The organism is Sphingomonas sp. IBVSS2 (assembly GCF_002127225.1).
Classification (GTDB): domain Bacteria; phylum Pseudomonadota; class Alphaproteobacteria; order Sphingomonadales; family Sphingomonadaceae; genus Sphingomonas.
In genome coordinates this window covers 761,978-785,668 of the sequence record NZ_NFUR01000001.1, presented here as the reverse complement: position 1 = coordinate 785,668, position 23,691 = coordinate 761,978, and the positions used below count along the sequence as shown (strand labels likewise).

Annotated in this window: 26 protein-coding genes; 6 read left to right on the top strand and 20 right to left on the bottom strand. The window is 68.2% G+C overall.

What is annotated here, in order from left to right; genetic code table 11:
• Positions 1 to 28 precede the first annotated feature (28 nt).
• From CAP40_RS03810 to CAP40_RS03800, 3 genes are read right to left on the bottom strand one after another with little or no spacing between them, the layout of a single operon-like run.
• Complete coding sequence (locus CAP40_RS03810; protein ID WP_086127991.1) at positions 29 to 253, bottom strand: tautomerase family protein; 225 nt, start codon at positions 251 to 253, stop codon at positions 29 to 31.
• A complete protein-coding gene (locus tag CAP40_RS03805; protein WP_373384817.1) occupies positions 253 to 756 on the bottom strand; it encodes a cupin domain-containing protein in 504 nt (167 codons plus the stop codon). Before CAP40_RS03805 ends, CAP40_RS03810 begins: the two co-directional genes overlap by 1 nt.
• Positions 753 to 1,742, bottom strand: a complete 990-nt coding sequence (locus CAP40_RS03800) for an aldo/keto reductase (protein WP_086127990.1) — start codon at positions 1,740 to 1,742, stop codon at positions 753 to 755. The genes CAP40_RS03805 and CAP40_RS03800 overlap by 4 nt, the downstream gene beginning before the upstream one ends.
• 106 nt (positions 1,743 to 1,848) lie before the next feature.
• Here CAP40_RS03800 and CAP40_RS03795 point away from each other — a divergent pair, with 106 nt between their 5' ends.
• Complete coding sequence (locus tag CAP40_RS03795) at positions 1,849 to 2,754, top strand: LysR family transcriptional regulator (protein WP_086127989.1); 906 nt, start codon at positions 1,849 to 1,851, stop codon at positions 2,752 to 2,754.
• 172 nt (positions 2,755 to 2,926) lie between these two features.
• Here the strand turns inward: CAP40_RS03795 and CAP40_RS03790 are convergent, their stop codons facing one another.
• The 15 genes from CAP40_RS03790 to CAP40_RS03720 form a co-directional block, all read right to left on the bottom strand.
• Positions 2,927 to 3,934 carry a sensor histidine kinase gene (locus CAP40_RS03790; RefSeq protein ID WP_086127988.1) on the bottom strand — a complete coding sequence of 336 codons (1,008 nt, stop codon included), beginning with the start codon at positions 3,932 to 3,934 and terminating at the stop codon, positions 2,927 to 2,929.
• 161 nt (positions 3,935 to 4,095) lie between these two features.
• The gene (pnp, locus tag CAP40_RS03785; protein WP_086127987.1) at positions 4,096 to 6,444 is read right to left on the bottom strand and encodes a polyribonucleotide nucleotidyltransferase; all 2,349 of its coding nucleotides are present in this window, start codon (positions 6,442 to 6,444) and stop codon (positions 4,096 to 4,098) included.
• Positions 6,445 to 6,615: 171 nt separating this feature from the next.
• Positions 6,616 to 6,885 carry a 30S ribosomal protein S15 gene (gene rpsO, locus CAP40_RS03780; RefSeq protein ID WP_086127986.1) on the bottom strand — a complete coding sequence of 90 codons (270 nt, stop codon included), beginning with the start codon at positions 6,883 to 6,885 and terminating at the stop codon, positions 6,616 to 6,618.
• A gap of 20 nt (positions 6,886 to 6,905) precedes the next feature.
• Positions 6,906 to 7,877: a tRNA pseudouridine(55) synthase TruB gene (truB, locus tag CAP40_RS03775; protein WP_086127985.1), complete on the bottom strand. Its 972-nt coding sequence runs from the start codon at positions 7,875 to 7,877 to the stop codon at positions 6,906 to 6,908.
• Between the two features lie 39 nt (positions 7,878 to 7,916).
• The gene (locus tag CAP40_RS03770; protein WP_086127984.1) at positions 7,917 to 8,321 is read right to left on the bottom strand and encodes a DUF6491 family protein; all 405 of its coding nucleotides are present in this window, start codon (positions 8,319 to 8,321) and stop codon (positions 7,917 to 7,919) included.
• A 56-nt stretch (positions 8,322 to 8,377) separates the two neighbouring features.
• Positions 8,378 to 8,953, bottom strand: coding sequence for a thymidine kinase (locus tag CAP40_RS03765; protein WP_086127983.1), 576 nt, complete (start codon positions 8,951 to 8,953; stop codon positions 8,378 to 8,380).
• Positions 8,954 to 8,970: 17 nt separating this feature from the next.
• The gene (locus CAP40_RS03760) at positions 8,971 to 9,669 is read right to left on the bottom strand and encodes a hypothetical protein (RefSeq protein ID WP_179187887.1); all 699 of its coding nucleotides are present in this window, start codon (positions 9,667 to 9,669) and stop codon (positions 8,971 to 8,973) included.
• A gap of 51 nt (positions 9,670 to 9,720) precedes the next feature.
• Positions 9,721 to 10,125, bottom strand: a complete 405-nt coding sequence (rbfA, locus tag CAP40_RS03755; protein ID WP_086127981.1) for a 30S ribosome-binding factor RbfA — start codon at positions 10,123 to 10,125, stop codon at positions 9,721 to 9,723.
• Positions 10,122 to 10,550 (bottom strand): PaaI family thioesterase, encoded by a 429-nt coding sequence (locus tag CAP40_RS03750; RefSeq protein ID WP_086127980.1) that lies wholly within the window; start codon positions 10,548 to 10,550, stop codon positions 10,122 to 10,124. The genes rbfA and CAP40_RS03750 overlap by 4 nt, the downstream gene beginning before the upstream one ends.
• 136 nt (positions 10,551 to 10,686) lie before the next feature.
• Positions 10,687 to 13,407, bottom strand: coding sequence for a translation initiation factor IF-2 (gene infB, locus CAP40_RS03745; RefSeq protein ID WP_086127979.1), 2,721 nt, complete (start codon positions 13,405 to 13,407; stop codon positions 10,687 to 10,689).
• Between the two features lie 8 nt (positions 13,408 to 13,415).
• Positions 13,416 to 14,099, bottom strand: a complete 684-nt coding sequence (locus CAP40_RS03740; protein ID WP_256924037.1) for a DUF448 domain-containing protein — start codon at positions 14,097 to 14,099, stop codon at positions 13,416 to 13,418.
• Positions 14,100 to 14,160: 61 nt separating this feature from the next.
• Positions 14,161 to 14,388, bottom strand: coding sequence for a 4-oxalocrotonate tautomerase family protein (locus CAP40_RS03735; protein ID WP_086127977.1), 228 nt, complete (start codon positions 14,386 to 14,388; stop codon positions 14,161 to 14,163).
• Positions 14,388 to 15,998, bottom strand: a complete 1,611-nt coding sequence (nusA, locus tag CAP40_RS03730; RefSeq protein ID WP_086127976.1) for a transcription termination factor NusA — start codon at positions 15,996 to 15,998, stop codon at positions 14,388 to 14,390. The genes CAP40_RS03735 and nusA overlap by 1 nt, the downstream gene beginning before the upstream one ends.
• Entirely contained in the window at positions 15,998 to 16,546 is a 549-nt protein-coding gene (gene rimP / locus CAP40_RS03725; protein WP_086127975.1) for a ribosome maturation protein RimP, read from the bottom strand. The genes nusA and rimP overlap by 1 nt, the downstream gene beginning before the upstream one ends.
• 231 nt (positions 16,547 to 16,777) lie before the next feature.
• Positions 16,778 to 18,733 (bottom strand): S9 family peptidase, encoded by a 1,956-nt coding sequence (locus CAP40_RS03720; protein ID WP_218822105.1) that lies wholly within the window; start codon positions 18,731 to 18,733, stop codon positions 16,778 to 16,780.
• 144 nt (positions 18,734 to 18,877) lie between these two features.
• Here CAP40_RS03720 and CAP40_RS03715 point away from each other — a divergent pair, with 144 nt between their 5' ends.
• Entirely contained in the window at positions 18,878 to 20,110 is a 1,233-nt protein-coding gene (locus CAP40_RS03715) for a PQQ-dependent sugar dehydrogenase (protein WP_086127973.1), read from the top strand.
• A 4-nt stretch (positions 20,111 to 20,114) separates the two neighbouring features.
• On the opposite strand, the gene CAP40_RS03710 is transcribed toward CAP40_RS03715, so the two are convergent.
• A complete protein-coding gene (locus CAP40_RS03710; protein ID WP_086128443.1) occupies positions 20,115 to 20,486 on the bottom strand; it encodes a PaaI family thioesterase in 372 nt (123 codons plus the stop codon).
• Complete coding sequence (locus tag CAP40_RS03705; protein ID WP_086127972.1) at positions 20,486 to 20,926, bottom strand: PaaI family thioesterase; 441 nt, start codon at positions 20,924 to 20,926, stop codon at positions 20,486 to 20,488. The genes CAP40_RS03710 and CAP40_RS03705 overlap by 1 nt, the downstream gene beginning before the upstream one ends.
• A gap of 123 nt (positions 20,927 to 21,049) precedes the next feature.
• On the opposite strand from CAP40_RS03705, the gene CAP40_RS20345 reads away from it, so the two are divergent.
• The 4 genes from CAP40_RS20345 to CAP40_RS20705 are packed head-to-tail and all read left to right on the top strand — an operon-like array spanning position 21,050 to position 23,676.
• A complete protein-coding gene (locus CAP40_RS20345; protein ID WP_179187884.1) occupies positions 21,050 to 21,211 on the top strand; it encodes a hypothetical protein in 162 nt (53 codons plus the stop codon).
• A complete protein-coding gene (locus CAP40_RS03700) occupies positions 21,208 to 22,161 on the top strand; it encodes a hypothetical protein (protein WP_086127971.1) in 954 nt (317 codons plus the stop codon). The genes CAP40_RS20345 and CAP40_RS03700 overlap by 4 nt, the downstream gene beginning before the upstream one ends.
• Complete coding sequence (locus CAP40_RS03695; protein ID WP_179187880.1) at positions 22,149 to 23,027, top strand: transposase; 879 nt, start codon at positions 22,149 to 22,151, stop codon at positions 23,025 to 23,027. Before CAP40_RS03700 ends, CAP40_RS03695 begins: the two co-directional genes overlap by 13 nt.
• Positions 23,028 to 23,076: 49 nt before the next feature.
• Complete coding sequence (locus tag CAP40_RS20705) at positions 23,077 to 23,676, top strand: winged helix-turn-helix domain-containing protein (RefSeq protein ID WP_256924004.1); 600 nt, start codon at positions 23,077 to 23,079, stop codon at positions 23,674 to 23,676.
• The last annotated feature ends 15 nt before the right edge of the window (positions 23,677 to 23,691 follow it).

Here is a 23,691-nt window from a genome sequence, read left to right as displayed (position 1 = left end):
GGTTGGTCTTGGGGGAAGGAAAGGGGGGTCAGAGCGTGTAGCCCGGCGGCCTGAACAGCAGCGCGGGCCGGGCGACGATCTCGCGGCGATGGAATTGCGGCCAGTCGTCCATCGGCACATCCTCGATCGCGACCGAGATGGTGTCCGCCGGCGATCCGATCGCCGCCGTCACGGCATCGGCCAGCGCATCGGCCAGGCGCCGCTTCTCGGCTTCGGACCGCCCGGCGGCGAGATGGAGCATGACGTGCGGCATCAGCGCTCCCCGGCCGGGCCCGCGAGATATTCGGCGTCGGTCACATGCTCCATCCAGGTGACCATCCTGCCGTCCAGCGCCTCCTGGATGGCAATGTGCGTCATCGCGGTGGTGGGGCTGGCGCCGTGCCAGTGGCGATGGCCGGGCGGGCACCAGATCACGTCGCCCGGGCGGATCTCGGCGATCGCCTCGCCCTCGCACTGGGTCCAGCCCAGTCCCGAAGTGACGATCAGCGTCTGGCCGAGCGGATGCGTGTGCCAGGCCGTGCGCGCGCCGGGCTCGAAAGTGACGCTCGCCACGCCGTAGCGCGGCTCCGGCGCGATGGTGAGCGGGTCGATCCGTACCGATCCGGTGAACCATTCGGCGGGGCCCCTTTGCGACGGCTGGGAGCCGCTGCGATTGAGCTTCATGATGCGCTTCTCCTGCGAAAGGGACTCCTGGAAAGCGGACTGGGCGCCCGCCGGCCCGGCCATGAGCGCGAGCGCGGCGAGTGCCGGCTTCACCGGCCGACGACTTGCATCAGCGGGGCCGGATAGCGCTCGCCCTCGATATCGATCTCGGCGAGCGCGGCGGCGATGCCGGCAAGATCCTCGGAAGTGAGCACAACCGCCGCGGCGCCCAGATTCTCCTCGAGCCGATGCAGCTTGGTGGTGCCGGGGATCGGCACGATCCAGGGGCGCTGCGCCAGGATCCAGGCCAGCGCGATCTGGACCGGCGTCGCCTGCTTCCCTTCGGCGATGCGCTGGAGCAGGTCGACCAGCGCCTGGTTCTTCGCCATCGCCTCGGGCGTGAAGCGCGGCAGCTTGCTGCGGAAATCGCCTTCGCCGAACGCGGTGTCCGCGTGCATCGCGCCGGTGAGGAAGCCGCGGCCGAGCGGGCTGTAGGGCACCAGGCCGATGCCCAGCTCCTCGCAGGCCGCGAAGATGCCGTTGGTCTCCACGCCGCGCGTCCATAGCGAATATTCGTTCTGGATCGCGGTGACCGGCTGCACGGCATGCGCGCGGCGCACCGTGTCGGCACTCGGCTCGGACAGGCCGAAATGCTTGACCTTCCCTTCCGCGATCAGCTCCTTCACCGCGCCGGCGACTTCCTCGATCGCCACATCGGGATCGACACGGTGCTGGTAGAGCAGGTCGATCTGCTCGATGCCGAGCCGCTGGAGCGAAGCCTCGGCGACTGCGCGGATATGCTCCGGCCGGCTGTTCAGGCCCGCCTGCTGCACGCCGTCCACGATGTTGAAGCCGAATTTGGTGGCGATCACCACCTGGTCGCGCACCGGGCGCAACGCCGCGCCCACCAACCCTTCGTTGGTGAAGGGACCATAGACTTCGGCGGTGTCGAAGAACGTGACGCCGCGATCGACCGCGGCGCGCAGCAGAGTGCTGCTCTCGGCCGGGCTCAGCTTGCTGCCATAGGCGAAGTCCAGCCCCATGCAGCCATAGCCGATCGCCGAGACTTCGAGGCCGTTGCCGAGAATGCGCTTCTGCATGTCCTGTCTTCCTGAGATGAGCCGCCCCGTGCCCGGCAGAGATAGGGTAGATCGCCCCGCCGATTAGGGGCTGCAATCTGAACGGGTTTATGAGAAATTCTCAGCAATGAACCGCCAGGACCTCGCCGATCTCGCTGCCTTCGTTGCCGTGGCGCGCGAGCGCAGCTTCACCCGCGCAGCAGCGCAGCTGGGAGTGACGCCGTCGGCGCTCAGCCATTGCATGCGCGGGCTCGAGGAGCGGCTGGGCGTGCGGCTGCTCAATCGCACCACCCGCAGCGTCACCGCCACCGAGGCGGGCGAGCGGATGCTGCGCTCCGTCGCCTTCCATCTCGACGAGATCGAGACGCATGTCGCCGCGCTCAACGACCTGCGCGAGCGGCCCGCGGGCAATATCCGCATCACCGCCGACGAATTCTCGCTCCAGACCGTGCTCTGGCCCCGGCTGCGCGGCGTGCTGGCGCGCTATCCGGACATCCGGCTGGAGATCGAGACCGACTATCGCCTGGTCGATATCGTCGCCGAGAAGTTCGACGCGGGCGTGCGGCTGGGCGATATCATCGCCAAGGACATGATCGCGGTGCCGATCAGCCCGGAGATGCGGATGCTCGTGGTGGCGACGCCCGGCTATTTCGCCAAGGCCGGACGGCCGCGCACGCCGCAGGAACTGGCCGGCCATTGCTGCATCAACCTGCGCCTGCCCACGCTGCGCGGCCTCTATGCCTGGGAGTTCGAGCGGGCCGGGCGGGCGCAGCGGGTGCGGGTGGACGGGCAGCTGACCTTCAACAGCATCTTCCATATCCGCGAGGCGGCGCTGGACGGGTTCGGGCTCGCCTATCTGATGGAGAATCTCGTCCGCGAGCATCTCGACAGCGGTGCGCTGGAGGCAGTGCTCGAAGACTGGTCGCCGCCCTTTTCCGGCTATCATCTCTATTATCCCAGCCGGCGCCAGCCCACCCCCGCCTTCGCCGCGATCGTCGAGGCGCTGCGCTACCGGCCCGGGCGCGAAGGCTAGGGGCAATCGGCATTGAGCTTTGTCCCTTCCGCTCCCGGAGACGAGGGACGGAAGTTGCATGTCGACGCCTCTCCCCTCCGTCATGCTGAACTTGTTTCAGGGTGACGACGGAGGTTGGCTCGAAGTGTTCCAATCCGCCAAGCCACACCCTTAGCCTGACCGTCGATCCGGACTAAGGCACGACCAGCCGGGCGCGCGCGCCCCGGTCGCCCGGCTCCAGCTCGAAGCGGCCGCCCAGCTGGCCGGCCAGCGTCGCGGCGATGTGCAGGCCCAGGCTGGCGTGGCGCGTCATGTCGAAGCCCGGGCGGAGCCCCTGCCCGTCATCCTCGATCTCGATCGCGAAGCCCTGCTCCCGGCGCAGGCAGCGGATCACGATCCGCCCACCTTCCCGCCCGCCAAGGCCGTGCTCGATCGCATTGGCCACCGCCTCGGCAACGATCAGCGCGACCGGCACCGCCGCATCGGGCGCGAGCGCCAGCGCGTCGGGATCCTCGATCTTCAGGTCGACCGGCTTGCCGTTCGCTTCGATCACATCGGCGACCAGCGCCGCGAGCAGCGCCCGCACGTCCTGCGCTTCGCCATCGGGGCGATAGAGCCGGCGGCTGATCCGCCCGATCGTCCCGATACGGCGGGCGGCCTCGTCGAGCGCGGCCTGGGCGGCGGGATCGCCGACATGGCGCTTCTGCAGCACCAGCAGGCCGGCGGCGACCTGGAGATTGTTCGAGACGCGGTGCTGCAGCTCGTGGAACAGCAAGGTGCGGGTCTCGGCCAGCCGATGGTTGCGTTCGCGCTGCGCGACCAGGCTGGCCGTCGCCACCTGCATCCAGTGGAACAGCAGCAGGATCAGCGCATCGCCGACGACATAGAGGAGGAGCGAGGGTGCCGTGCCCGGCAGCGGCGATATCGCGAGCGGATCGCCGATGAAGAACAGCCAGCCCAATATCCCGCCCAGTATCGCCGCCAGCAGCCCGGGCCGCGCGCCGAGCAGGAAGCTGGTGACGATCACCGCCGGGAAGAAGGTCGCATAGGGCAGGCCCGGCGGCAGGAACGGACCGAGCGCGATGCGAACCAGCAATGCGGTACCGGTGATGGCCAGCGTCAGGCCGAGCTGGAGCCAGGGCCGATCCTGAAGGACCGGCAGGTCTTCCATCCAGCGGATATCGTCCTGGCCCCGTCCCATCGTCCCGATCCTTGCCTGTCACCGAGGATAGCGCACCACGGGCCCGGGCGCGCTGATCCAGGACAAGTCGACACGCGCACTCAGCTGGTCAGGCGGCTGGAAAACCACGAAAAAGGGCCCGCCAAAGCGAGCCCTTTCCGGTTTTCACGATGCGGAGACGATCAGTCGTCGCCGCCGGTGAGGAACGCCGGCAGGCCGATATTCTCGCCGCCCTCGTCCTTCGATTCGGAGCGCTCGCGGCGCGGGCCGCGATCGCCACGATCGCCGCGCGGACCACGGTCGCCACGGTCGCCGCCCTCGCGGCGCGGGCCACGATCGCCGCCACGGCCGCCGTCACGACGGCGGTCGCCACGATCGCCACGATCCCCGCGCGGTTCGCGCGGCTCGCGGGCCGGACGCGTGTCCTCCAGCTCCTCGCCGGTCTCCTGGTCGACGACGCGCATCGACAGGCGGACCTTGCCGCGCGGATCGATCTCGAGGACCTTGACCTTGACTTCCTGGCCTTCGCTCAGGGCATCCGAGACCTTCTCGACGCGCTCGTTCTTGATCTCCGAGACGTGGACGAGGCCGTCCTTGCCGCCCATGAAGTTCACGAACGCACCGAAATCGACGAGGTTGACCACCTTGCCGGTGTAGATCTTGCCGACTTCGGCTTCCTCGACGATGCCGAGGATCCAGTTCTTGGCGGCCTCGATCTGCGTCAGGTCCGACGACGAGATCTTGATCACGCCCTCGTCGTCGATGTCGACCTTGGCGCCGGTGGTGGCGACGATCTCGCGGATCACCTTGCCGCCCGTGCCGATGACGTCGCGGATCTTGGTCTTGTCGATCGTGATCGTCTCGATGCGCGGCGCATGCGCCGACAGCTCCGAGCGAGTCTCGCCCAGCGCCTTGTTCATCTCGCCCAGGATGTGGGCGCGGCCTTCCTTGGCCTGGGCCAGGGCAGCCTCGAAGATCTCCTTGGTGATGCCGGCGATCTTGATATCCATCTGCATCGTGGTGATGCCTTCGGACGTGCCCGCCACCTTGAAGTCCATGTCGCCCAGGTGATCCTCGTCACCCAGGATGTCGCTCAGGATCGCATAGTCCTTGCCCTCGAGGATCAGGCCCATGGCGATGCCCGAGACCGGGCGCTTGATCGGCACGCCGGCGTCCATCATCGCGAGGCTGCCGCCGCACACCGACGCCATCGAGGACGAGCCGTTCGACTCGGTGATGTCGCTGGTCAGGCGGATCGTGTAGGGGAACTCGTCCTTCGACGGCAGCACCGGGTGCAGCGCGCGCCACGCCAGCTTGCCATGGCCGACTTCGCGGCGGCCCGGCGCGCCGAAGCGGCCCACTTCGCCGACCGAATAGGGCGGGAAGTTATAGTGCAGCATGAAATGCTGGTACGACAGGCCGTTCAGGCCGTCGATCATCTGCTCCGCATCCTTGGTGCCCAGCGTCGCGGTGGCGATGGTCTGGGTCTCGCCGCGGGTGAACAGCGCCGAGCCGTGCGCGCGCGGCAGGAAGTGCGTCTCCGCCACGATCGGGCGGATCTGCGTGGTGGTGCGGCCGTCGATGCGCTTGCCGTCCTTGAGGATGGCGGTGCGGACGATCTCGGCTTCCAGCTTCTTGGTCAGCTTGATGCCGGCCATAACTTCCTGGGGCGAAAGGCCGTCCTCGGCGAACTGCGCCTTGGCCTTGGCACGCGCCTCGTTCAGCGCGTTCGAGCGAGCCGATTTGTCGGTGAGCTTGTAGGCGGCGGCGATGTCCTTGCCGATCAGCTTCTTGATCTTGTCCTTGAGCTTGGCGTTGTCGTCCTGCGACGCCATTTCCCAAGGCTCCTTGGCCGACTGCTCGGCCAGCTTGATGATCGCCTTGATCACTTCGCGGCAGGCGTCGTGCGCGAACAGCACGGCACCGAGCATGATCTCTTCGGAAAGCTCCTTGGCTTCCGATTCGACCATCATCACCGCGTCATAGGTGGCGGCGACGACCAGATCGAGTTCGCCGGCGGCAACCTGCTCGTCGGTCGGGTTCAGGATGTATTCGCCATCGACATAGCCGACGCGGGCGGCGCCGATCGGGCCCATGAAGGGCACGCCCGAAATGGTGAGCGCTGCCGAAGCGGCGACCATCGACAGGATGTCCGGCTCGTTCTCGCCGTCATAGCTCAGCACCTGAGCGATGGCGTTGATCTCGTTGTAGAAGCCTTCCGGGAACAACGGGCGGATCGGGCGGTCGATGAGACGCGAGACCAGGGTCTCCTTCTCGGTGGCGCCGCGCTCGCGCTTGAAGAAGCCGCCCGGGATGCGCCCGGCGGCCGAGAATTTTTCCTGATAATGGACGGTGAGCGGGAAGAAGTCCTGGCCTTCCTTCACGCTCTTCGCGGCCGTGACCGCGCAGAGCACCACCGTCTCGCCGAGAGTCGCCATCACGGCGCCGTCGGCCTGGCGGGCAACCTTGCCCGTTTCGAGGGTCAGCGTCTTGCCGCCCCACTCGATCGATACAGTCTTCTTGTCGAACATTGGATTTCCTTCACTCCCGCTACCCGATGCAGCGGGGGCCTATGAGTTGAGCCATACGTGGCTCCAGGATCGGCCGGATTGCCGATCCCCGTCGTGCCTCCGATGCGGAGGCGGTTCGGCACGGTAGCGTGCCCGAATGACAAAAAGGCGACCCGGGGGCCGCCTTTTCGGTTACTTGCGAAGCCCGAGCTTCGCGATGAGATCGGTGTAGCGGCTCTCGTCCTTCTTCTTCAGATAGTCGAGCAGGCTACGGCGCTTGTTGACCAGCATGAGCAGGCCGCGGCGCGAATGGTTGTCCTTGGCGTGCGTCTTGAAGTGCTCGGTCAGGTTCGAGATGCGCTCCGAGAGGATCGCGATCTGCACTTCGGGGCTGCCGGTGTCGGTGCCGCCGCGGGCGTGTTCCTTGATGAGCGCTTCCTTGCGCTCGGCAGTGATCGACATAGTCTTTCCTTCGACATCGCTTACAGGTTGAAGCCGCGAACGACCCGGACGAAACCGGACTGAGCCTCCACCAGCGCGATGGGCACATCGCCCGATTGCGCGAAATATTGGCCGTCTTCAGCAGCGATCCCGGCCAGAACCTGCCCCTGTCGGAGCAGCCCTGCCTGGTCGGGAGCGAGAGATAGAGCCGGGATGTCGTCCAGCCCCGCCCTCAATGGCAGGAGGAGGTGTTCAAGGGTGCGCGCCATACCGGCTTCTGCCAGTTTGTCCAGCGAAATCGCGTGATCGAGCGTGAACGGCCCGGCCTTCACCCGGCGGAGCATCGTGACATGGCCGACGGTGCCGAGCGCCCGCGCGATGTCGCGCGCGAGGGAGCGGATATAGGTGCCCTTGGAGACATGGGCACGCAGGGTGATTGCTTCCAGATCGTCACCCGCACCCCTTTCGTCATCCCGGCGCAAGTCGGGATCTCGTGCGACTCCTGCCCCGCCCGACTGCCCCAGATCCCGGCTTTCGCCGGGATGACGGATCCGGAGGTCGTGAATCACCACGTTGCGGCTGGCCAGCTTCACTTCTTCCCCTGCCCGGGCCAGATCATAGGCGCGCTCGCCATCGACTTTGAGCGCCGAATAAGCGGGCGGTACCTGTTCGATCGGTCCGGTGAAACGCGGCAGCACTGCCTCGACCTGCACGACCGTGGGGCGCACCTCCGAGGTGGCGACCACCTTGCCCTCCCGGTCGAGCGTGTCGGTCTCCACGCCGAAGCCGATGGTGAAGTCGTACACCTTGTCGCTGTCGAGCATCCGCCCGGCCAGCTTGGTCGCCTCGCCGATGGCGACCGGCAGCACCCCGGTCGCCAGCGGATCGAGCGTGCCGCCATGGCCGACCTTGAACTTGCCGTACTTGCCGTCGCGCAGCGCGCGCTTGACGGCGCTCACGCCCTGGGTGGAGCCGAGGCCCAAGGGTTTGTCGAGGATGATCCAGCCATGCATCCGGCGGCCCCTAGCCGAGGCGGGGCGCCGGAGCCAGCGTCAGGCGCCCTTGGCCTTGCCGGCCTTCGCGGCCTTGGCTGGCGGCGGGCCGCTATGGACGATGTCGGCGATCCTGCACCGCTCGCGCCCGGCGATGATCGTGTCGCCGCGATCGATCTGGAAGCCGCCGGCAAAGGTCTTGAAGCCCACGCCGATCGCCCAGGGCAGCTCGTTGCAGCGGCCGAAGAAGGTCACATAATACCAGTTGCGCCGGGCATCCTGGATATAGACGCCGTCGCCATCGTCGGTGGAGTCGAAGGTGCGGATGTCGTTGCGGGTCATGAACGGGATCGTCGCGGGATCGCCGGATTTCGGCCCCGGCGTGGGACCCGCCTGCTGCGCCACGGCAGCCGAGGTGACGAACAGCGCCGGCAGCGCCAGCGCGAGGACGGTCTTGCGGAACATGGTTCGTCTCCTTTCGAAGACCATGTGAAACACTCCTGCCCCGCGCCTTAGCATAGTCAGGCTGTACGCTGCATGAAGTGCCGGCGGCACAGCGCGACATAGCGCTCGTTGCCGCCCACTTCGCGCTGCTCGCCCTGCCGCACGGCATTGCCCGCGCCGTCGACGCGCAGGTTCATCGTCGCCTTGCGCCCGCATTCGCACACCGACTTGATCTCGACGAGCGAGTCCGCGAGCGCGAGCAGCTCGGCCGAGCCGGGAAAGAGCCGGCCCTGGAAATCGGTGCGCAGGCCGTAGCAGAGCACCGGGATGCCCACTTCGTCGGCGAGATGGGCGAGCTGGCGGACCTGGGCGGGCGAGAGGAACTGCGCCTCGTCGACCAGGATGCAGGCGAGCGGCGATTCGTAATGCGCGTCCTCGGCGATGCGGCGCAGGTCGGTCGCCTCCTCGAACGGCGTGGCGACGGCGCTGATGCCGAGCCGCGAATCGATCACGCCCTTGCCCCCGCGATCATGGATGCCGGCGGTGAACAGCAAGGTGCGCATGCCGCGCTCGCGATAGTTGAAATCGGCCTGGAGCAGCGTGGTCGATTTCCCCGCATTCATCGAGGCATAGTAGAAATAGAGCTTGGCCATCCGGCTTCTTCGGAGCCTCAGGGCCGCGAGTAAAGCCCCCCGCGCGGCTCGCGCAGCCCGCGTGCGTCGCGGTTCGGCTGGATCGACCGCGCTTCCACCCGCCCGGTCCGGGCATCGCCGATCATCCAGAGCGGCTTCCAGCGGCCCGGCCTGTTGGTATGGTCGGAACTACAGGCATCGGGGCGGCTGATCGTCACCAGCACGATGCTGTGGCCGCCGCGCGCCCAGCGCACGCCATTGGGCAGGACCATGTCGCGCCCCAGGCAGGGATAGCGCAGCGACGCGGTCTTCACCGCCGCGCGCCCGAGCGCCGGACGCTCGATCACCTTGCCGCCGGCGATCTCGAAGACCCGCAGCACGTCCATGAACGAGCCGACATGGTGGTTGACGAAGAACCAGCGCGAATTGGGCGCCCAATGGACGCTGAACGGCATGTCGTCGCTGATGCTGGAAAGCCGGGCGACCACGCGCCCCCGGGCATCCTGCACTTCGATCGGCGGCTGCTTGTCCTGATAGGCGCGCTGGACCACCGCGAAATGCCCGTCGGGCGACCTGGCCCGCCCGGCGCAGGTGGCGACGAACTGGTATCCGCCCGGGCCGCCGCCGCCCAGCTTGCAGTCGGTCTGGAGCGCGCCGACCTGCGCGCGGGCGGGCACCGTCCATGCCGAGCAGAAGAGGAAGAAGAGCAGCAGCGCGCGCATCGCACGATACTGCACCGCGCGCGGGCGGAATCAATCCCCGCCGGGATGCGACGTCACGCGCCCGGCTCAGGCCTTGGCGGTGTCGTCGCCCAGGTCGCGCGCCACTTCGGGCGAACGGAGCAGCTGGTCGATATGGCTGCCCTCGTCGAAGCTCTCGTCCGCCAGGAACTTGAGCTTCGCCGCATATTTCATCTTCACCCGGTGCGCGACTTCGCGCTGGAGATAGGCGGTGTTGGTGCGCAGCGCCTTGATCACCACTTCCTCGTCCTTGCCGAGCAGCGGCTTCACGAACACCGTGGCATGGCGCAGGTCGGGCGACATGCGGACCTCGGTGATCGAGACCATGTGGCTGGCCAGCGTGTCGTCGTGCACGTCGCCGCGCTGCAGGATCTCGCTCAGCACGTGACGCACCTGCTCGCCGACGCGCAGCAGGCGGACGGAACGTTCCTCGGTGGTGGTCTGCGTCTTCATTTCTCACCCCGGCGCGCCATCGCGCCTTCCATCACGCGGCCCGTGAAGGTGCCGCGGGCGACCATGCTGCCGCCTTCGTCGAACAATTCGGCCTCGGTGACCGCGATCGTCTTGCCCAGGCTCACCACCCTGCCCTTGCCCGTGAAGCGCCCGGGCCGCGCAGGCTTCAGGCACACGACATGGAAATCGATCGTCGGCGCATAGACCGTGCCTTCGCTCGCCGCGAACAGGCAGGGGCCCTGCGTGTCGTCGAGCATCGCCGCCAGGAACCCGCCCTGCACCGTGCCGGCAGGATTCAGGAAGCGATCGTCGAGCTGGAAGCCGATCTCGATCGTCCGCGCTTCCGCATCGAACCCCTTCATCTCCCAGCCGAGTAGCCGGGCGGAGGAAGGCGACGGGAAATCGTCGAAGATCGAAGCTACCATTCTCCCTCTCTCCTTCAGGGGATCATCAGATCGGTCATGCCGCCGGCATGACCGATCTGATGATGGCCGGGGAGAGGGGCAAGTGCGATGCACCCTCTCCCCGACCCTCTCCCCGCAAGCGGAGAGAGGGAGTTGGTTACAGCGTGCGCTCGCGCATCTCGACTTCGAAGGTCTCGAGATAGTCGCCCGCCTTGATGTCGGTGAAGTTCTGGCTGAACGTCACGCCGCATTCCAGGCCCGCGCGCACTTCGGCCACATCGTCCTTGAACCTGCGCAGCGAGGCGATCTCGCCCTGGTAGATGATGACATCGTCCCGGGTGATGCGCGCCTTGAGCGCCTTGCGGATCGCCCCCTCGGTGACGAGCAGGCCGGCTGCCTTGCCGTGCTTGCCCGCCGAGAAGACTTCCTTGATCTCGGCGCGGCCGACGACGGTTTCGAAGGCTTCCGGGCCAAGCTGGCCGGCCATGCCCGCGCGGATCTCGTCGGTCAGGTCGTAGATCACGTCATAATATTTGAACGCGACCTTGTTGCGCTCGGCGATCTCGCGCGCCTTGGCGTTCGGGCGGACGTTGAAGCCGATGATCGGCGCACCGGCGGCGCCGGCGAGCGTCACGTCGCTTTCGGTGATGCCGCCCACGCCGGCATGGAGAACGCGGGCCTTGATGTCGTCGGTGCTGATCTTGTTGATCGCAGCGACGATCGCCTCGACCGTGCCCTGGGTATCCGCCTTGACGACCAGCGGATATTCCATCGCCTGCTTTTCCTTGAGCGCCGAGAACATGCTCTCGAGGCTGGCCGGCGCCTGGGTGGTGCGCTTCTGGAGCGCAACGCCCTGGCGATATTCGGCGACTTCGCGCGCGCGCGCCTCGTTCTCGACGACCTGGAGCGGATCGCCCGCCATCGGCACGCCGGAGAGGCCCAGGATCTCGACAGGCACCGACGGGCCGGCTTCCTTCACCTGCTGGCCCTTGTCGTTGACCAGCGCACGAACCTTGCCGCTCTCGGCGCCGACGACGAACACATCGCCGACCTTCAGGGTACCGCGGTTGACGAGGACGGTCGCGACCGGGCCGCGGCCCTTGTCGAGCTTCGCCTCGATCACCGTGCCCTCGGCCTCGCGGTCCGGATTGGCCTTGAGGTCGAGCAGTTCGGCCTGGAGCTGGATCTTCTCGATCAGCGCGTCGAGGCCGATCTTCTTGAGCGCGGAGACTTCGACGTCCTGCGTCTCGCCGCCCATCTCCTCGACGATCACTTCATGCTCGAGCAGGCGCTCGCGCACGCGCTGCGGGTTGGCGCTGTCGAGATCGACCTTGTTGATCGCCACGATCATCGGCACGCCGGCCGCCTTGGTGTGATTGATCGCCTCGATCGTCTGCGGCATCAGCCCGTCATTCGCCGCCACCACCAGCACGACGATGTCGGTGATGTCGGCGCCGCGGGCGCGCATCTGGGTGAACGCCTCATGGCCCGGCGTGTCGAGGAAGGTGATCTTCGACTTGTCCTTCAGCGTGACCTGATAGGCGCCGATGTGCTGGGTGATGCCGCCGGCCTCGCCCTTCACCACGTCGGTGCCGCGCAGGGCGTCGAGAAGCGAAGTCTTGCCGTGATCGACGTGACCCATGATCGTCACTACCGGGGCGCGCGGCTGCAGCGTGTCCTCGGCATCGGCCTCGGATACGTCCAGATCGACGTCGCTCTCGCTGACGCGCTGCAGGTTGTGGCCGAATTCGGTGACGAGCAGCTCGGCCGTGTCCTGGTCGATCGTCTGGTTGACGGTGACCGGCATGCCCATCTTGAACAGCGCCTTCACCAGGTCGGCGCCCTTCTCGGCCATGCGGTTGGCGAGCTCCTGCACGGTGATCGCCTCGGGGACGACCACGTCGCGGACCTGCTTCTCGCGCGGCGCCGACGAACCGCCATAGGAACGACGATGCTCCTTCTCGCGGGCGCGCTTCAGCGCGGCGAGCGAGCGGGCGCGCGCGCCATCCTCGCCACCCAGGGCGCGATTGACGGTGAGCTTGCCCGACTGGCGGCGATCGTCGCCCTTGCGGTCGCGCTGCTGCGGACGCGCAGGCTCGGGGCCGCGGCGCACCGGCGCGCCGCCCGTGGGAGCGGGACGCGATGCAGGCGCACCGCCGCCGGCCGGACGCGCGGCCTGGGCCGGCGCCGGAGCGGCAGCCTCGGGCTTCGGCTCGGGCTTGGGCTGCGGCTTGGGAATCTCGGGGCGCTGCACGGGCGTGAACAGGCGCGGGGCCGGGCGGCTCGGATCGAGCTGCAGCGCGACCGGGGCCGGGGGGGCCGCCGGCGTCGGCGCGGGCCTGGGGGCCGGAGCCGGGACAGGAGCCGGCGTCGGCGCGGCGACGGGCGCCGGAGCGGCCTCGACGGCCTTCTCGACCTCGGGCTCGGGGGCCGGCGGCGCCTTGGCGGCTTCCGCCTCGGCACGCGCCTTTTCCTCGACGCGGCGGGCTTCCGCTTCGGCCGCCTCGGCGCGCTCGCGCTCCTCGCGGCGGCGCGCTTCCTCGTTCGCCTGCATGCGCTGGTCTTCCGCCTCGCGCAGCAATCGGGCCTGGCGCTCCTGCGCCGTCTCGTTCGACGGGCGCGGTGCGGGCGCGGCGGGGCGCGGCGGGGCGGGCGGCGCCGGCGGCGCGGGCGCGGCGACGGGCTCGGGCGCGGCCTGCGCCTCGTCCTGCGGAGTGCCGTGCGGCCCCAGGACCCGGCGGCGCTTCACTTCCACGACCACGGTGTTCGAGCGGCCATGGCTGAAGCTCTGCTTCACCTTGCCCGTCTCGACCGTGCGCTTCAGCCCCAGCGGTGCGCGCATGCCCAGTTTCGGCTTATCGTTATCGGTGTCGCTCATGCGCCTGCCTAAAGTCCTTCAGTCTGTCGTTCGTCTTCGGACGCTTCCGACGGAAGCGCCGATGCGCCTTGCGAAGCGGTTTCGCAAGGGCGAGGGGTGGAATCGGATCCGATAAAGCGCAGCCACCGATCGAGCGCCTCGCTCGTCCGCGCAGCCGCTTTGGCGTCGGTCAGGCCGGCATGTACCACATTTTCGCGGCCAAGCGCCAAGGACAATATGGTGCGCGGGATCGGCAATGTTAAGCCCCGGAGGCCGCTGCCCTCGCGATCGCTGCCCACGCGCCAGGCCTGGGCGAGCTTGCGCGCCCCGTCCTCGCCCGCGTCGCTCGCATGGAGCAGCAGGTGGAGCCGGCCGCTGCGCGCGGATTCCTGGATGCGGTCGCCGCCGATCACGACATGCCCGGCCTTGAACTCCAGGCCGAGGCGATCGAGCGCGTTGCGCTGCAGCTGGTCCTCGATCCGCGCGCCGAGATCCTCGGGAATGCGCAGCTCGGCGCCCTTGAAGGCGCGGGCGAGCACGCCCTTGAGCTTCTTGCCCGAAGCGTCGAGCTCGGCGCGGGTCACGCCGATCCAGGCGCCGCGGCCCGGCGCCTTGGCGCGGACATCGGGCAACACCTCGCCATCCGGCGACAGTGCGAGCCGGATCAGCCCGTCGCGCGGAGCCTCTTCGCGGCTCAGCACGCAGGTGCGCATGGGATCATGCCCCTCCCGCGCGGCGGAAGGGGTGGTCGCCTTGGGCTTTAGCCGTGTCGTGTCATTGTGAGGGTTCCGCATGCGCGTCTCCCTTCGCCGGCGCGTCGCGGTCCGCGATCAGCTGACCGCCCGCGCCGTAATTCTCCAAGCTGAGCTCGGTGATGTTGACCTGCACGGCACCCGCCGGCTTGCCCAGGCGCGCGACCATGGAGGCCGTGACATCGGCGACGATGCCGGCCTTTTGCGCGCGGGTGGCCGGGCCGGCCAGACGAATGTCGATGAAGGGCATCAGGCCTCGTCCTCCGCCGGCGCGACTTCCGCCGCGTCCTCGTCGGCGAACCAGTGCGCACGCGCCGCCATGATGATCTCGTTGCCCTGCTCGTCGCTGAGCCCGTATTCGGCAAGGATCCCGCCCTTGTCCTGCTCGCGCTTCGGGGCGTCCTCGTTGCGGCGGCGCGGCTCGGCGCGCTTCTTCTGCACCAGCTCGTCGGTGGCGAGGTCCGCCAGATCGTCGAGCGTCTTGATGCCCGCCTTGCCGAGCGTGACCAGCATCGCTTCGGTCATATAGGGCATGGCGGCGAGATCGTCCTCGACGCCCAGCGCGCGGCGCTCGGTGCGGTTGGCTTCCTCGCGGCGCTCCAGCGCTTCCTGGGCGCGGCTCTGCAGCTCCTGGCCGAGCTCCTCGTCGAAACCTTCGATCGAAGCGATCTCGTCGAGCTCGACATAGGCCACTTCCTCGAGGCTGGAAAAGCCCTCGGCGACCAGCAGCTGGGCCAGCGTCTCGTCGACGTCGAGCTCGTTCTGGAACATCTCGCTGTTCGCGACGAACTCGGCCTGGCGCTTCTCGCTGGCGTCGGTCTCGGTGAGGATGTCGATCGCCTTGGCGGTCAGCTGCGAGGCCAGGCGCACATTCTGGCCGCGGCGGCCGATGGCGAGGCTGAGCTGATCGTCGGGGACGACGACTTCGATGCGATCCTCTTCCTCGTCGATCACGACGCGGCTGACATTCGCCGGCTGCAGCGCGTTGACGACGAAGGTCGCGGTGTCGGGCGACCAGGGGATGATGTCGATCTTCTCGCCCTGCATCTCCTGCACGACGGCCTGGACGCGCGAACCCTTCATGCCGACGCAGGCGCCGACCGGGTCGATGCTCGAATCATGCGAGATGACGCCGATCTTGGCGCGCGAGCCCGGATCGCGGGCGGCGGCCTTGATCTCGATGATGCCGTCGTAGATCTCGGGCACTTCCTGCGCGAACAGCTTCTTCATGAACTCGGGGTGCGCGCGGCTCAGGAAGATCTGCGGCCCGCGGTTCTCGCGGCGGACGTTGAGGATGATCGAGCGGACGCGGTCGCCGACGCGAACCACTTCGCGCGGGATCTGCTGGTCGCGGCGGATCACGCCCTCGGCGCGGCCCAGGTCGACGACCACATGGCCGAATTCGACGCGCTTCACCACGCCGGTGATGATCTCGTTCTGGCGATCCTTGAACTCTTCATACTGGCGCTCGCGCTCGGCGTCGCGGACCTTCTGGAAGATGATCTGCTTCGAGGCCTGGGCCTGGATCCGGCCGAACTCGATCGGGGGCAGCGGATCGACGATATAGTCGCCCACGGCCGCGCCCTTCTGGAGCTTCTGCGCCTGGTTGACGTCGACCTGCTTGAAATAGTCGTCGACCGCCTCGACCACTTCGACGACGCGCCACAGGCGCAGGTCGCCGGTGTTCGGGTCGAGCTTGGCGCGAATGTCGTTCTCCACGCCGTAGCGGTTCTTCGCGGCGCGCTGGATCGCGTCCTCCATCGCCTCGATGACGATGGCCTTGTCGATCAGCTTCTCCTTCGCGACCGAATCGGCAATGGCGAGCAGCTCGGCCTTGTTGGCGGAAATGGCGGTGGCCATCAGTTGTCTTCCTCTGCTTCGTATTCGTCTGCGCCTTCGGTGGAGAGCGGCGCGGTTGCGTTGATCAGTCGGTCGGTCATCAGCAGCTTGGCGTCGGCGATGCTGCCGAACGGAACGCTGACCACCTTGTATTTGCGGACGTCGATCGAGACGAGGTCGCCCTCGATGCCGATCAGGTCACCGGTCAATTGCTTGCGACCGTCCTCGAGCGGCTCGGCCAGGTTCAGCCGCGCCTCGTGCGTCTTCCAGTCCGCATAGTCCTGGAGCCGGGTGAGCGGCCGGTCGATCCCCGGCGAGCTGACCTCGAGGCGATAGGCGTAATCGAACGGGTCCTTGCCCGCCTCCTCCAGCGCATCGAACACATCGGAGATGCGGCGCGACAGGTCGGCGCAGTCGTCGATGGTGAGCTGGCGGGTATCGGGGCGCTCGGCCATCACCTGCAGCGTCGGATCGCTGGTGCCGCCGAACATCTTGACGCGCACCAGCGCGAGCCCGAGCGCCTGGGCTTCGGGTTCGATCAGCTTGGTGAGGTCGGCAATATTCGCCACGCGGCACTCCGATGATGGTCAAGCAGCTTCAGCGCCGGAGCCCCGCGGGCCCCGACCTCGGCATGTTTGACGATGTCGAGAAAGCACGGGCGATATACGCACTCGGCGCGGCGGCGGCAAGAGCAATCGGATTCGAGCCGGAGCGGGGCCTTTCCGCAGCGCGAGCGAAAGGCCTCTCGCATCGCAAATGACGACCCGTCGCCCCATCGGGGCAAATCCGCCGCCCCGCCCTCAACTCGGATTATGCGCGTCGAGGAACTTGCCGACCCGGGTGAGGAAGTCGGTCGAATGCACCGGATCGACGAATCCGTGCCCTTCCTTGGGATAGACGACATATTCATGCGCCCGCCCCAGCTTCTGCAGCGCCTCGTGCAGCCGGCGCGACTGGTAGAGCGGCACATTGTCGTCGTCCTCGCCATGCGCGAGCAGGATCGGCACGCGCATCCGCTCGACCTGCTTGAGGGGCGAGACGGTATCGAGTTCGAAATGCTTGTCGCCCTGCACCCGGGTGCGCCAGTCGCGGAAATAGCGAGTCGCGGCCATCGTGCGGCTGTCGTAGCGCAGCATCGAGGCGACATCGGAGACCCCGGCGAAGCTGATCGCACAGCGATAGGCCTCGGGATTGCGCACCGCCGCCCACATCGCCGCATAGCCGCCGAACGAAGCACCCATGATGCAGACGCGCTTGGGATCGACCACGCCCTTCGCGGCCAGCCATTTCACGCCGTCGTCGATATCGTCCTGCATGCCGCGCCCCCATTGGCCGATGCCCTTGGCGACGAAATCGCGGCCGAAGCCCGTCGAACCACGGAAATTGGGCTGGAGCACCACATAGCCCCTGCTCGCCAGGAACTGGACCCAGGCGTCATAGCCCCAGCTGTCGCGCGCGAAGGGGCCGCCATGCGGCATGACGACCATAGGCAGGTTCTTGTCGCCGCGGCCCGGCGGCATCGTCAGATAGGCGCGCAGCCCGAGCCCGTCGCGCGCCTGGTAGCGGACCGGTTCCATCACTGCGAGCCGCTTGCCGACCAGGCTGTCATACGGCGTGGCGAACGCATCCATGTGCCGGGTCCGGCGATCATAGATATAGTAGGTGCCGGGATCGTCGGACGAAGCGCTCCAGATCAGCAGCTGCATCTTGTCGCGGCTCGACGAGACGACGCGGTTGAGATGGTCGGGCACCGCACGGTCGAGCCTGGCCTGGAGCTTCTGCATCTCGGGATCGAACCAGGTGACCCCGGGCCTGTCCTCGTCGTAGAAGACGCCGCGCACCTTGCCGTCCAGGCCAAGGTCGAAATCGTCGATGTCGACCTGCGGATTCTCGTAGATCTGCTCGCCCAGCGCTTCCTTGGCGAAGTCGTAGCGATACAGGCCGAAACGGCCGCTCTTGCCCGCCGCCACCGCATAGCCCTGGGCGCTGCCGGGCGCCAAGGTGAAGCTGTCGATCCGGGTGTCGCCGGCGCCGGTGCCCACGTCGCGGCGCTGGCTGCGCCGGAAGTCCTCGCCGTCCTTGTCGCGATAATAGGTCCAGTAGCGCCCGTCGCGCGTGCCCATGCCGACCCGCACCACGCCGTCGGAATCGGCATACCAGTCCCACACATCCTCGCGCGAGCTGACGATCTTGGTCGACTTGCCGGTGCCGAGATCGACCCGATAGACCGACGGCCATTCATAGATGCTCGGCTGGGTGTTGAGCAGCAGATACTGCCCGTCCCGATCGACATGGACGACATTGTCGCCGTCCACGCCCTGGTCGCGCGGGCCGACGAAGCTCTGCTTGCCGGTATCGAGGTCGAGCAGCACGATCCGGGTCATGCGGCTGTCTTCGCCGAGCACGTTCGCCATGGTGCTCAGGCTGACGAGGACGCGCCGGCTGCCCGCCCAGCGGATCCATTCGATGCGATGCTTGTCGGGAATCGGAATCGGCCGGACCTTGCGCCCCTCGGTGGCCGTGTCGAAGATCAGCGCCACCCCCTTGCCCTTGAGGAGCCCCTTGGCGGCGATGAGCTTCCCGTCGGGCGCGATCACGGGCGAGCCGATCGCCGGCAACGCCCCGAAATCGGCGGCGCTCGGCGCAGCGGGATCGGTATCCGCAGCGGCTGCCCCGGCCTGCGCCATCGCCTGCCCAATGCCGGCGAGCGCCATTGCGCAGGCGAACGCCATCCCCCGAAAAAGCTTGCCCCGCATGATTCCCCCTGCTGCCTTCCCCATGTCAGCTTCACTTGGCAGGCGCCCAGGATGCAAGCAGAATTGGCGCCGGAGGCAACGCCCGGAGCCGCTATGGTTTTCGAAGCGTTGGCGCCGGGACAACGGAAGAGAGGGATCGATCCGATGCAGAAAAGTCTTCGCCTGGCCTTGCCCGCGCTGGCATTGCTCGCCGCCTGCAATGCGGGCTCGGGGCTCTCGGCGCGACAGGCGGGGCCCTCGGCCGCCGGCGGCGAACCTCCCTTCAACATGACTCAGGTCGCCGCGTTCGACGCGCCCTGGGCGATGGCGTTCCTGCCCGACGGGCGGATGCTGGTTACGGAGAAGGCGGGCAGGATCCTGCTCGTCTCGGCGGACGGCAGGCAGCGGCAGGTGATCGCCAATGTCGACGTGGTCTTTCAGGGCCAGGGCGGGCTGCTCGACGTGATTCCCGCCCCCGATTTCGCGAAGAGCCACCTGGTCTATTACACTTATGCCGAGCCGCGGCCCCAGGGATCCAGCCTGGCGATGGCCCGCGCGACCTTCGTCGACGGCGCGGCGCCGGCGCTCGCCGACCCGCAGGTGCTGTGGCGCGCAGGGGCGGACGGCAAGGGCGGCCAGTTCGGCGCGATCATCGCCTTCGCGCCCGACGGCAAGTCGCTGTTCCTGACCTCGGGCGAGCGCCAGCGCTTCACGCCGGCACAGGATCCGGACCAGGCACTCGGCAAGATCCTGCACCTGACGCTCGACGGCAAGCCGGCGCCCGGCAATCCCTGGGCGGGCAAGGCCGGCACGGCGACGGTGGCCGTCACCGATCCGCCCCGGAACACCGAGCTCGCCAAGACCGCGCCGGCGCGCACCCAGGCAGTGGACGGCCCCAATCTGGTCCCCGCCGAGACCTGGACCCTCGGCCATCGCAATCCCTATGGGCTGGTGTTCGATGCGGCCGGCCGGCTCTGGGAGAACGAGATGGGCCCCAAGGGAGGCGACGAAGTCAATCTGATCCGCAAGGGCAGGAACTATGGCTGGCCCCTGGTTTCCAACGGCGACAATTACGACGGCACGCCGATCCCCCGCCACGCCCCCGGCGACGGCTTCGAGGCGCCCGCGGTATATTGGAACCCGTCGATCTCGCCGGGCGGGATGATCTATTATTCGGGCGGCATGTTCCCGAAATGGAAGGGCTCGCTGCTGATCGGCGCGCTTTCGGGCCGCGGGCTGATCCGCGTCGCGCTGGACGGCGACAAGGCGAGCAAGGCCGACCAATGGGAGCTGGACATGCGCATCCGCGACGTGGCGCAGGGGCCCGACGGCGCGGTATGGCTGCTCGAGGATGCCGGCAAGGCCAATGGGCGGCTGTTCAGGCTGACGCCCAAATGACGTCCTAGCGAACGATCAGATAGTTCATCCGCGCCGCCGCGATCGGCCGGTCAGGCTCGTCCTGCCAGGCGATCGCCTCGACATTGGCGACGCGCGTGCCCAGCCGCGTCACCGCGCCGCGGGCCCGGGTCGGCTTGTCGCGGCCGCCGCGCATATAGTCCACGGTCAGGTTGATCGGCTTGACCTGAGTCTCGTCGGTGCCGAGCGCTTGCCAGAGCGCACCCACCGCCGCCATTTCGAGCAGCCCGCCGATCGCGCCGCCGTGCAGGAAGCCGGGCCGGCCGAGCACGCCGTCGCCAAAGGGCATCACCAGCACCGGCGCCCGCTCGCCGGGTTCGACCGTAAGGCCGAGCAGTTCGGCATAGGGAGGCAGGATCACCGATAGCGCTCCGTCGCCATGAACGTGCCGGCGACATGCGCGATCGGATCGTCCGGATCGCCGTCATGCGCTTGGCCGCGCACAAAGGCGATCGAACGCGTCAGCCGATAGCATTCGCCCCGGCCGACCACCGCGCGGCCCGGGGTCGCCGGGCGCAGATAGTCGATCCTGAGATCGAGCGTCGCCTGCGGAACGAAGGCGCCGGCCCGCAGCCAGACCGAGACCGCGGTCGCCATGTCCATCAGCGCCAGGATCGGCCCGGAAGCGAGCACGCCCGAGGCCGGGTCGCCGATCATGTCCGCGCGATAGGGCAGCTCGAGCTCGGCCCAGTCGGGGCCATGGGTGCGATAGCCGATGCCCAGCCGCGTGCCGTGGCTGGCGTATCGCAGCTCGAAGAAGCGCAGCGGGTCGAAGGCGGAAGGAGCCGGTTGGCGCATGGCCGCCCCCTAGCGCGACGACGGAAAGCACGCAAATGGCGGCAATTACATCGTTGTAAGATGCACCATTCCCGTCCCGCCCTAGCGTGGCCCCATCGGGGAACCTTCGGAAGGGAGGGAAGCATGGGATTGCTGAAGATCGATCTGGGGGAGATCCCGGAACTGGGCACCGGCGTGGCGCTGCATGGAGCCCTGCGCGCGGCCCAGAACGATGTCGACGATCTGTTCGAGCTGATCGTCGGCATCGCGATCCTGATCTACGAGATCGCGCCCGATTTCGCATGAACGGGATGGATGCCGGAACGCGCGCGGCGCTCGTCGCCGCGCGGGAGGCTGGGCGGGGTACGATCCGGAAATGGCGGCACGGCGATGCGCATCGCATGCTCGAAACCGTCTTCGCCGATTGCGCCGCCAAGGATGCCGAGGAAGTGACGCACCGCGCGACGAGGCTGCTCGACGACGGCGGCTGGGCCGGGGCACTGCTCCAGCCGCTGATCGATGCGATCGCCGCCGACCCTTTGTTCGAGCCGCCCTTCAAGGCGAGCCGCGACGGCCTCCGCATCGGCGCGGTGCTGTTCGATTGCCCCGCGGTGGCGGTCTCCGCCTGCGTGACCAGCGCGGCGGCGATGCGCCGGCGGCCACCGCCGACCGCCTGCACCTTCTCCGGCCGGATCGTCGTGACGCGCTTCGTCCGCGCGGGAAGCGCGACGTTGCGGCGCTGGCGGACCGCGCCCGCCGGGCCGGACTTCCGCGCCGCCGAAGCGCCACCATGCGAGGAGAGGGAATCGCTGCGGCTCGCCGATGGTGAGGTCCACGCGATCGACGGACGCTGCGAGGCACAGCTGCTCGCCGATGCCGGCAGCGACGTGGTCACGCTGGCGGCGACGATCCGGGCGGGCGCCGCGCCGTTGATGCGCGAGCATGCGATCGGTGACGGCAAGCTGCTTCGCGTCGCGAGCGGGGACGACCAGGCCTCGCGCGCCGAGATGCTGCTCGCCTTTCTCCGCCTCGCCGGGCGGGCGGATGCAGCCCCGCAATTCGACGCGGCGACGCGCGACCCGGCCTTCCATCTGCGCTGGGCGGCGATGCGCGAATGGCTGGCGCTCGATGCGCGCGCCGCCCTGCCTCGGCTCGAAGCGATGGCGGCAGGCGATCCGCATATCGAGATACGCGAGGCCGCCGGACGGACACTCGCAGCGGTGCGCCCGCGGCTGAGCGCGACATGCCGCGCCTGATCGATCCCGGCCAGGGCGGCCCGATCGAGCTGGTCGAGCTGGTCGAAACGCTCGACGCCTATCCCGTCGACGCGCGCGACGAGGATGCTTTCGCGAGCTGGGGACCGTTGCTCGCGCGGCTGGGGCGCAACTCCGATTTCCTCGCCGACCTCGCGATCGCCGAGCTCAAGACACGCTGCGCAGCCCAGCATGCCGGCAATGGCTATGGCGCGCAGGTCTTCCTGCTTCGCCCGCCCAATGGCCGCTATGTGCTGCGCGCCAATTTCTGGCCGGCGCGCGCGGATTCGGCCACGCGCCGCAGCGGGCCGGCGGCGTTCTTCTACGACTTGCCGCACGACCATAATTTCCATTTTCTTACCTATGGTTATCTCGGCCCGGGCTATTGGAGCGACTATTACGAATATGATGCCGCGCCGCTCACCGGCCTGCCCGGCGAGCATGCGGGGCTTCGCTTCGTCGAGCGCGCCCGGCTCGAACCGGGCAGACTGATGCTCTATCGGATGCGGCGCGACGTGCATGTCCAGCTGCCGCCGGACAGCATGTCGGTCTCGCTCAACATCCTCGCCGCCGATCCCGCCCAGCCCTGGCTCGACCAGTATCGCTTCGATATCGGGCGCGGCACGATCGCCGAGGGGCTGACGGTGACCGCCGCGGAAGCCCTGGTCGCCCTTGCGGTGCATGTCGGCAACGGGCTGGACCTCGCCGAACGCTTTGCCCTCCGCCATCCTTGCGCGAGGATGCGGGTGACCGCGCTCGACGCGCTCGTCTCGGCGCTACCTGGCGAAGCGCCGATGCTGCTTTCCCGCGCGACGGGCGATCCCGACCGCTTCGTCGCCGGCCATGCCCGGGCGAGACTAGCTCCGTAACGGACATGGTTGCCGCCGAAACGGTGTCATCGCCGCTAGCTTCGGTGCCGTGACCCTGCGTGTCGCCTGTACAGTCGAACTCCCTGACCTTGCCCGAGCCACGGCGGCGCGCGGACTGGGGCTCGTCCCCTATGCGCCGGGGGTGGAGGCGGCGGCGGGCCTGTTCGCAGGCACGGGGGAGAGCGTGGCGCGGATCCGGGCGCTGGGCTGGCAGGAGCCGCTCCTCCTCCTCCTACCCATCGAGGGCAGCGTGGCGCATGCCCTCGATGCCGGCGCCGACGATGCGATGCCCGCTTCCGCCACGGCCGAGGAAGTGGCCGCCCGCCTGGCCGCGCGGATCCGGCGGCGGCCCGGGATCGTGCTCGGCGAGCTTCGCATCGATCCGGTCGAGCGCCGAGTGACGCGCGCAGGCCGGCCGATATCGCTGCTGCCCCGCGAATATGCGCTGCTCCTGTATCTGGTCCGCCAGGGCGACCGGCCGGCGGGGCGCTCCGAATTGCTGGCGGCGGTATGGGGCCTCGACTTCGATCCCGGCACCAATGTCGTCGAAGTGCATGTCTCGCGGCTGCGCGCCAAGCTCGACCGGGGTTTCGCCATACCGATGCTGCGCACCGACAAGGGACGCGGCTATCGGCTTTGCGTGAGCTGATTGCGCGCTATTCTG

Bases quoted from the DNA above. Each gene is read 5' to 3' on its own strand.
- CAP40_RS03810 (WP_086127991.1), bottom strand. From the start codon at position 253: ATGCCGCACGTCATGCTCCATCTCGCCGCCGGGCGGTCCGAAGCCGAG.
- CAP40_RS03800 (WP_086127990.1), bottom strand. From the start codon at position 1,742: ATGCAGAAGCGCATTCTCGGCAACGGCCTCGAAGTCTCGGCGATCGGC.
- CAP40_RS03795 (WP_086127989.1), top strand. From the start codon at position 1,849: ATGAACCGCCAGGACCTCGCCGATCTCGCTGCCTTCGTTGCCGTGGCG.
- CAP40_RS03790 (WP_086127988.1), bottom strand. From the start codon at position 3,934: ATGGGACGGGGCCAGGACGATATCCGCTGGATGGAAGACCTGCCGGTC.
- pnp (WP_086127987.1), bottom strand. From the start codon at position 6,444: ATGTTCGACAAGAAGACTGTATCGATCGAGTGGGGCGGCAAGACGCTG.
- rpsO (WP_086127986.1), bottom strand. From the start codon at position 6,885: ATGTCGATCACTGCCGAGCGCAAGGAAGCGCTCATCAAGGAACACGCC.
- truB (WP_086127985.1), bottom strand. From the start codon at position 7,877: ATGCATGGCTGGATCATCCTCGACAAACCCTTGGGCCTCGGCTCCACC.
- CAP40_RS03770 (WP_086127984.1), bottom strand. From the start codon at position 8,321: ATGTTCCGCAAGACCGTCCTCGCGCTGGCGCTGCCGGCGCTGTTCGTC.
- CAP40_RS03765 (WP_086127983.1), bottom strand. From the start codon at position 8,953: ATGGCCAAGCTCTATTTCTACTATGCCTCGATGAATGCGGGGAAATCG.
- rbfA (WP_086127981.1), bottom strand. From the start codon at position 10,125: ATGAAGACGCAGACCACCACCGAGGAACGTTCCGTCCGCCTGCTGCGC.
- CAP40_RS03750 (WP_086127980.1), bottom strand. From the start codon at position 10,550: ATGGTAGCTTCGATCTTCGACGATTTCCCGTCGCCTTCCTCCGCCCGG.
- infB (WP_086127979.1), bottom strand. From the start codon at position 13,407: ATGAGCGACACCGATAACGATAAGCCGAAACTGGGCATGCGCGCACCG.
- CAP40_RS03740 (WP_256924037.1), bottom strand. From the start codon at position 14,099: ATGCGCACCTGCGTGCTGAGCCGCGAAGAGGCTCCGCGCGACGGGCTG.
- CAP40_RS03735 (WP_086127977.1), bottom strand. From the start codon at position 14,388: ATGCCCTTCATCGACATTCGTCTGGCCGGCCCGGCCACCCGCGCGCAA.
- nusA (WP_086127976.1), bottom strand. From the start codon at position 15,998: ATGGCCACCGCCATTTCCGCCAACAAGGCCGAGCTGCTCGCCATTGCC.
- CAP40_RS03720 (WP_218822105.1), bottom strand. From the start codon at position 18,733: ATGCGGGGCAAGCTTTTTCGGGGGATGGCGTTCGCCTGCGCAATGGCG.
- CAP40_RS03715 (WP_086127973.1), top strand. From the start codon at position 18,878: ATGCAGAAAAGTCTTCGCCTGGCCTTGCCCGCGCTGGCATTGCTCGCC.
- CAP40_RS03705 (WP_086127972.1), bottom strand. From the start codon at position 20,926: ATGCGCCAACCGGCTCCTTCCGCCTTCGACCCGCTGCGCTTCTTCGAG.
- CAP40_RS20345 (WP_179187884.1), top strand. From the start codon at position 21,050: ATGGGATTGCTGAAGATCGATCTGGGGGAGATCCCGGAACTGGGCACC.
- CAP40_RS03700 (WP_086127971.1), top strand. From the start codon at position 21,208: ATGAACGGGATGGATGCCGGAACGCGCGCGGCGCTCGTCGCCGCGCGG.
- CAP40_RS03695 (WP_179187880.1), top strand. From the start codon at position 22,149: ATGCCGCGCCTGATCGATCCCGGCCAGGGCGGCCCGATCGAGCTGGTC.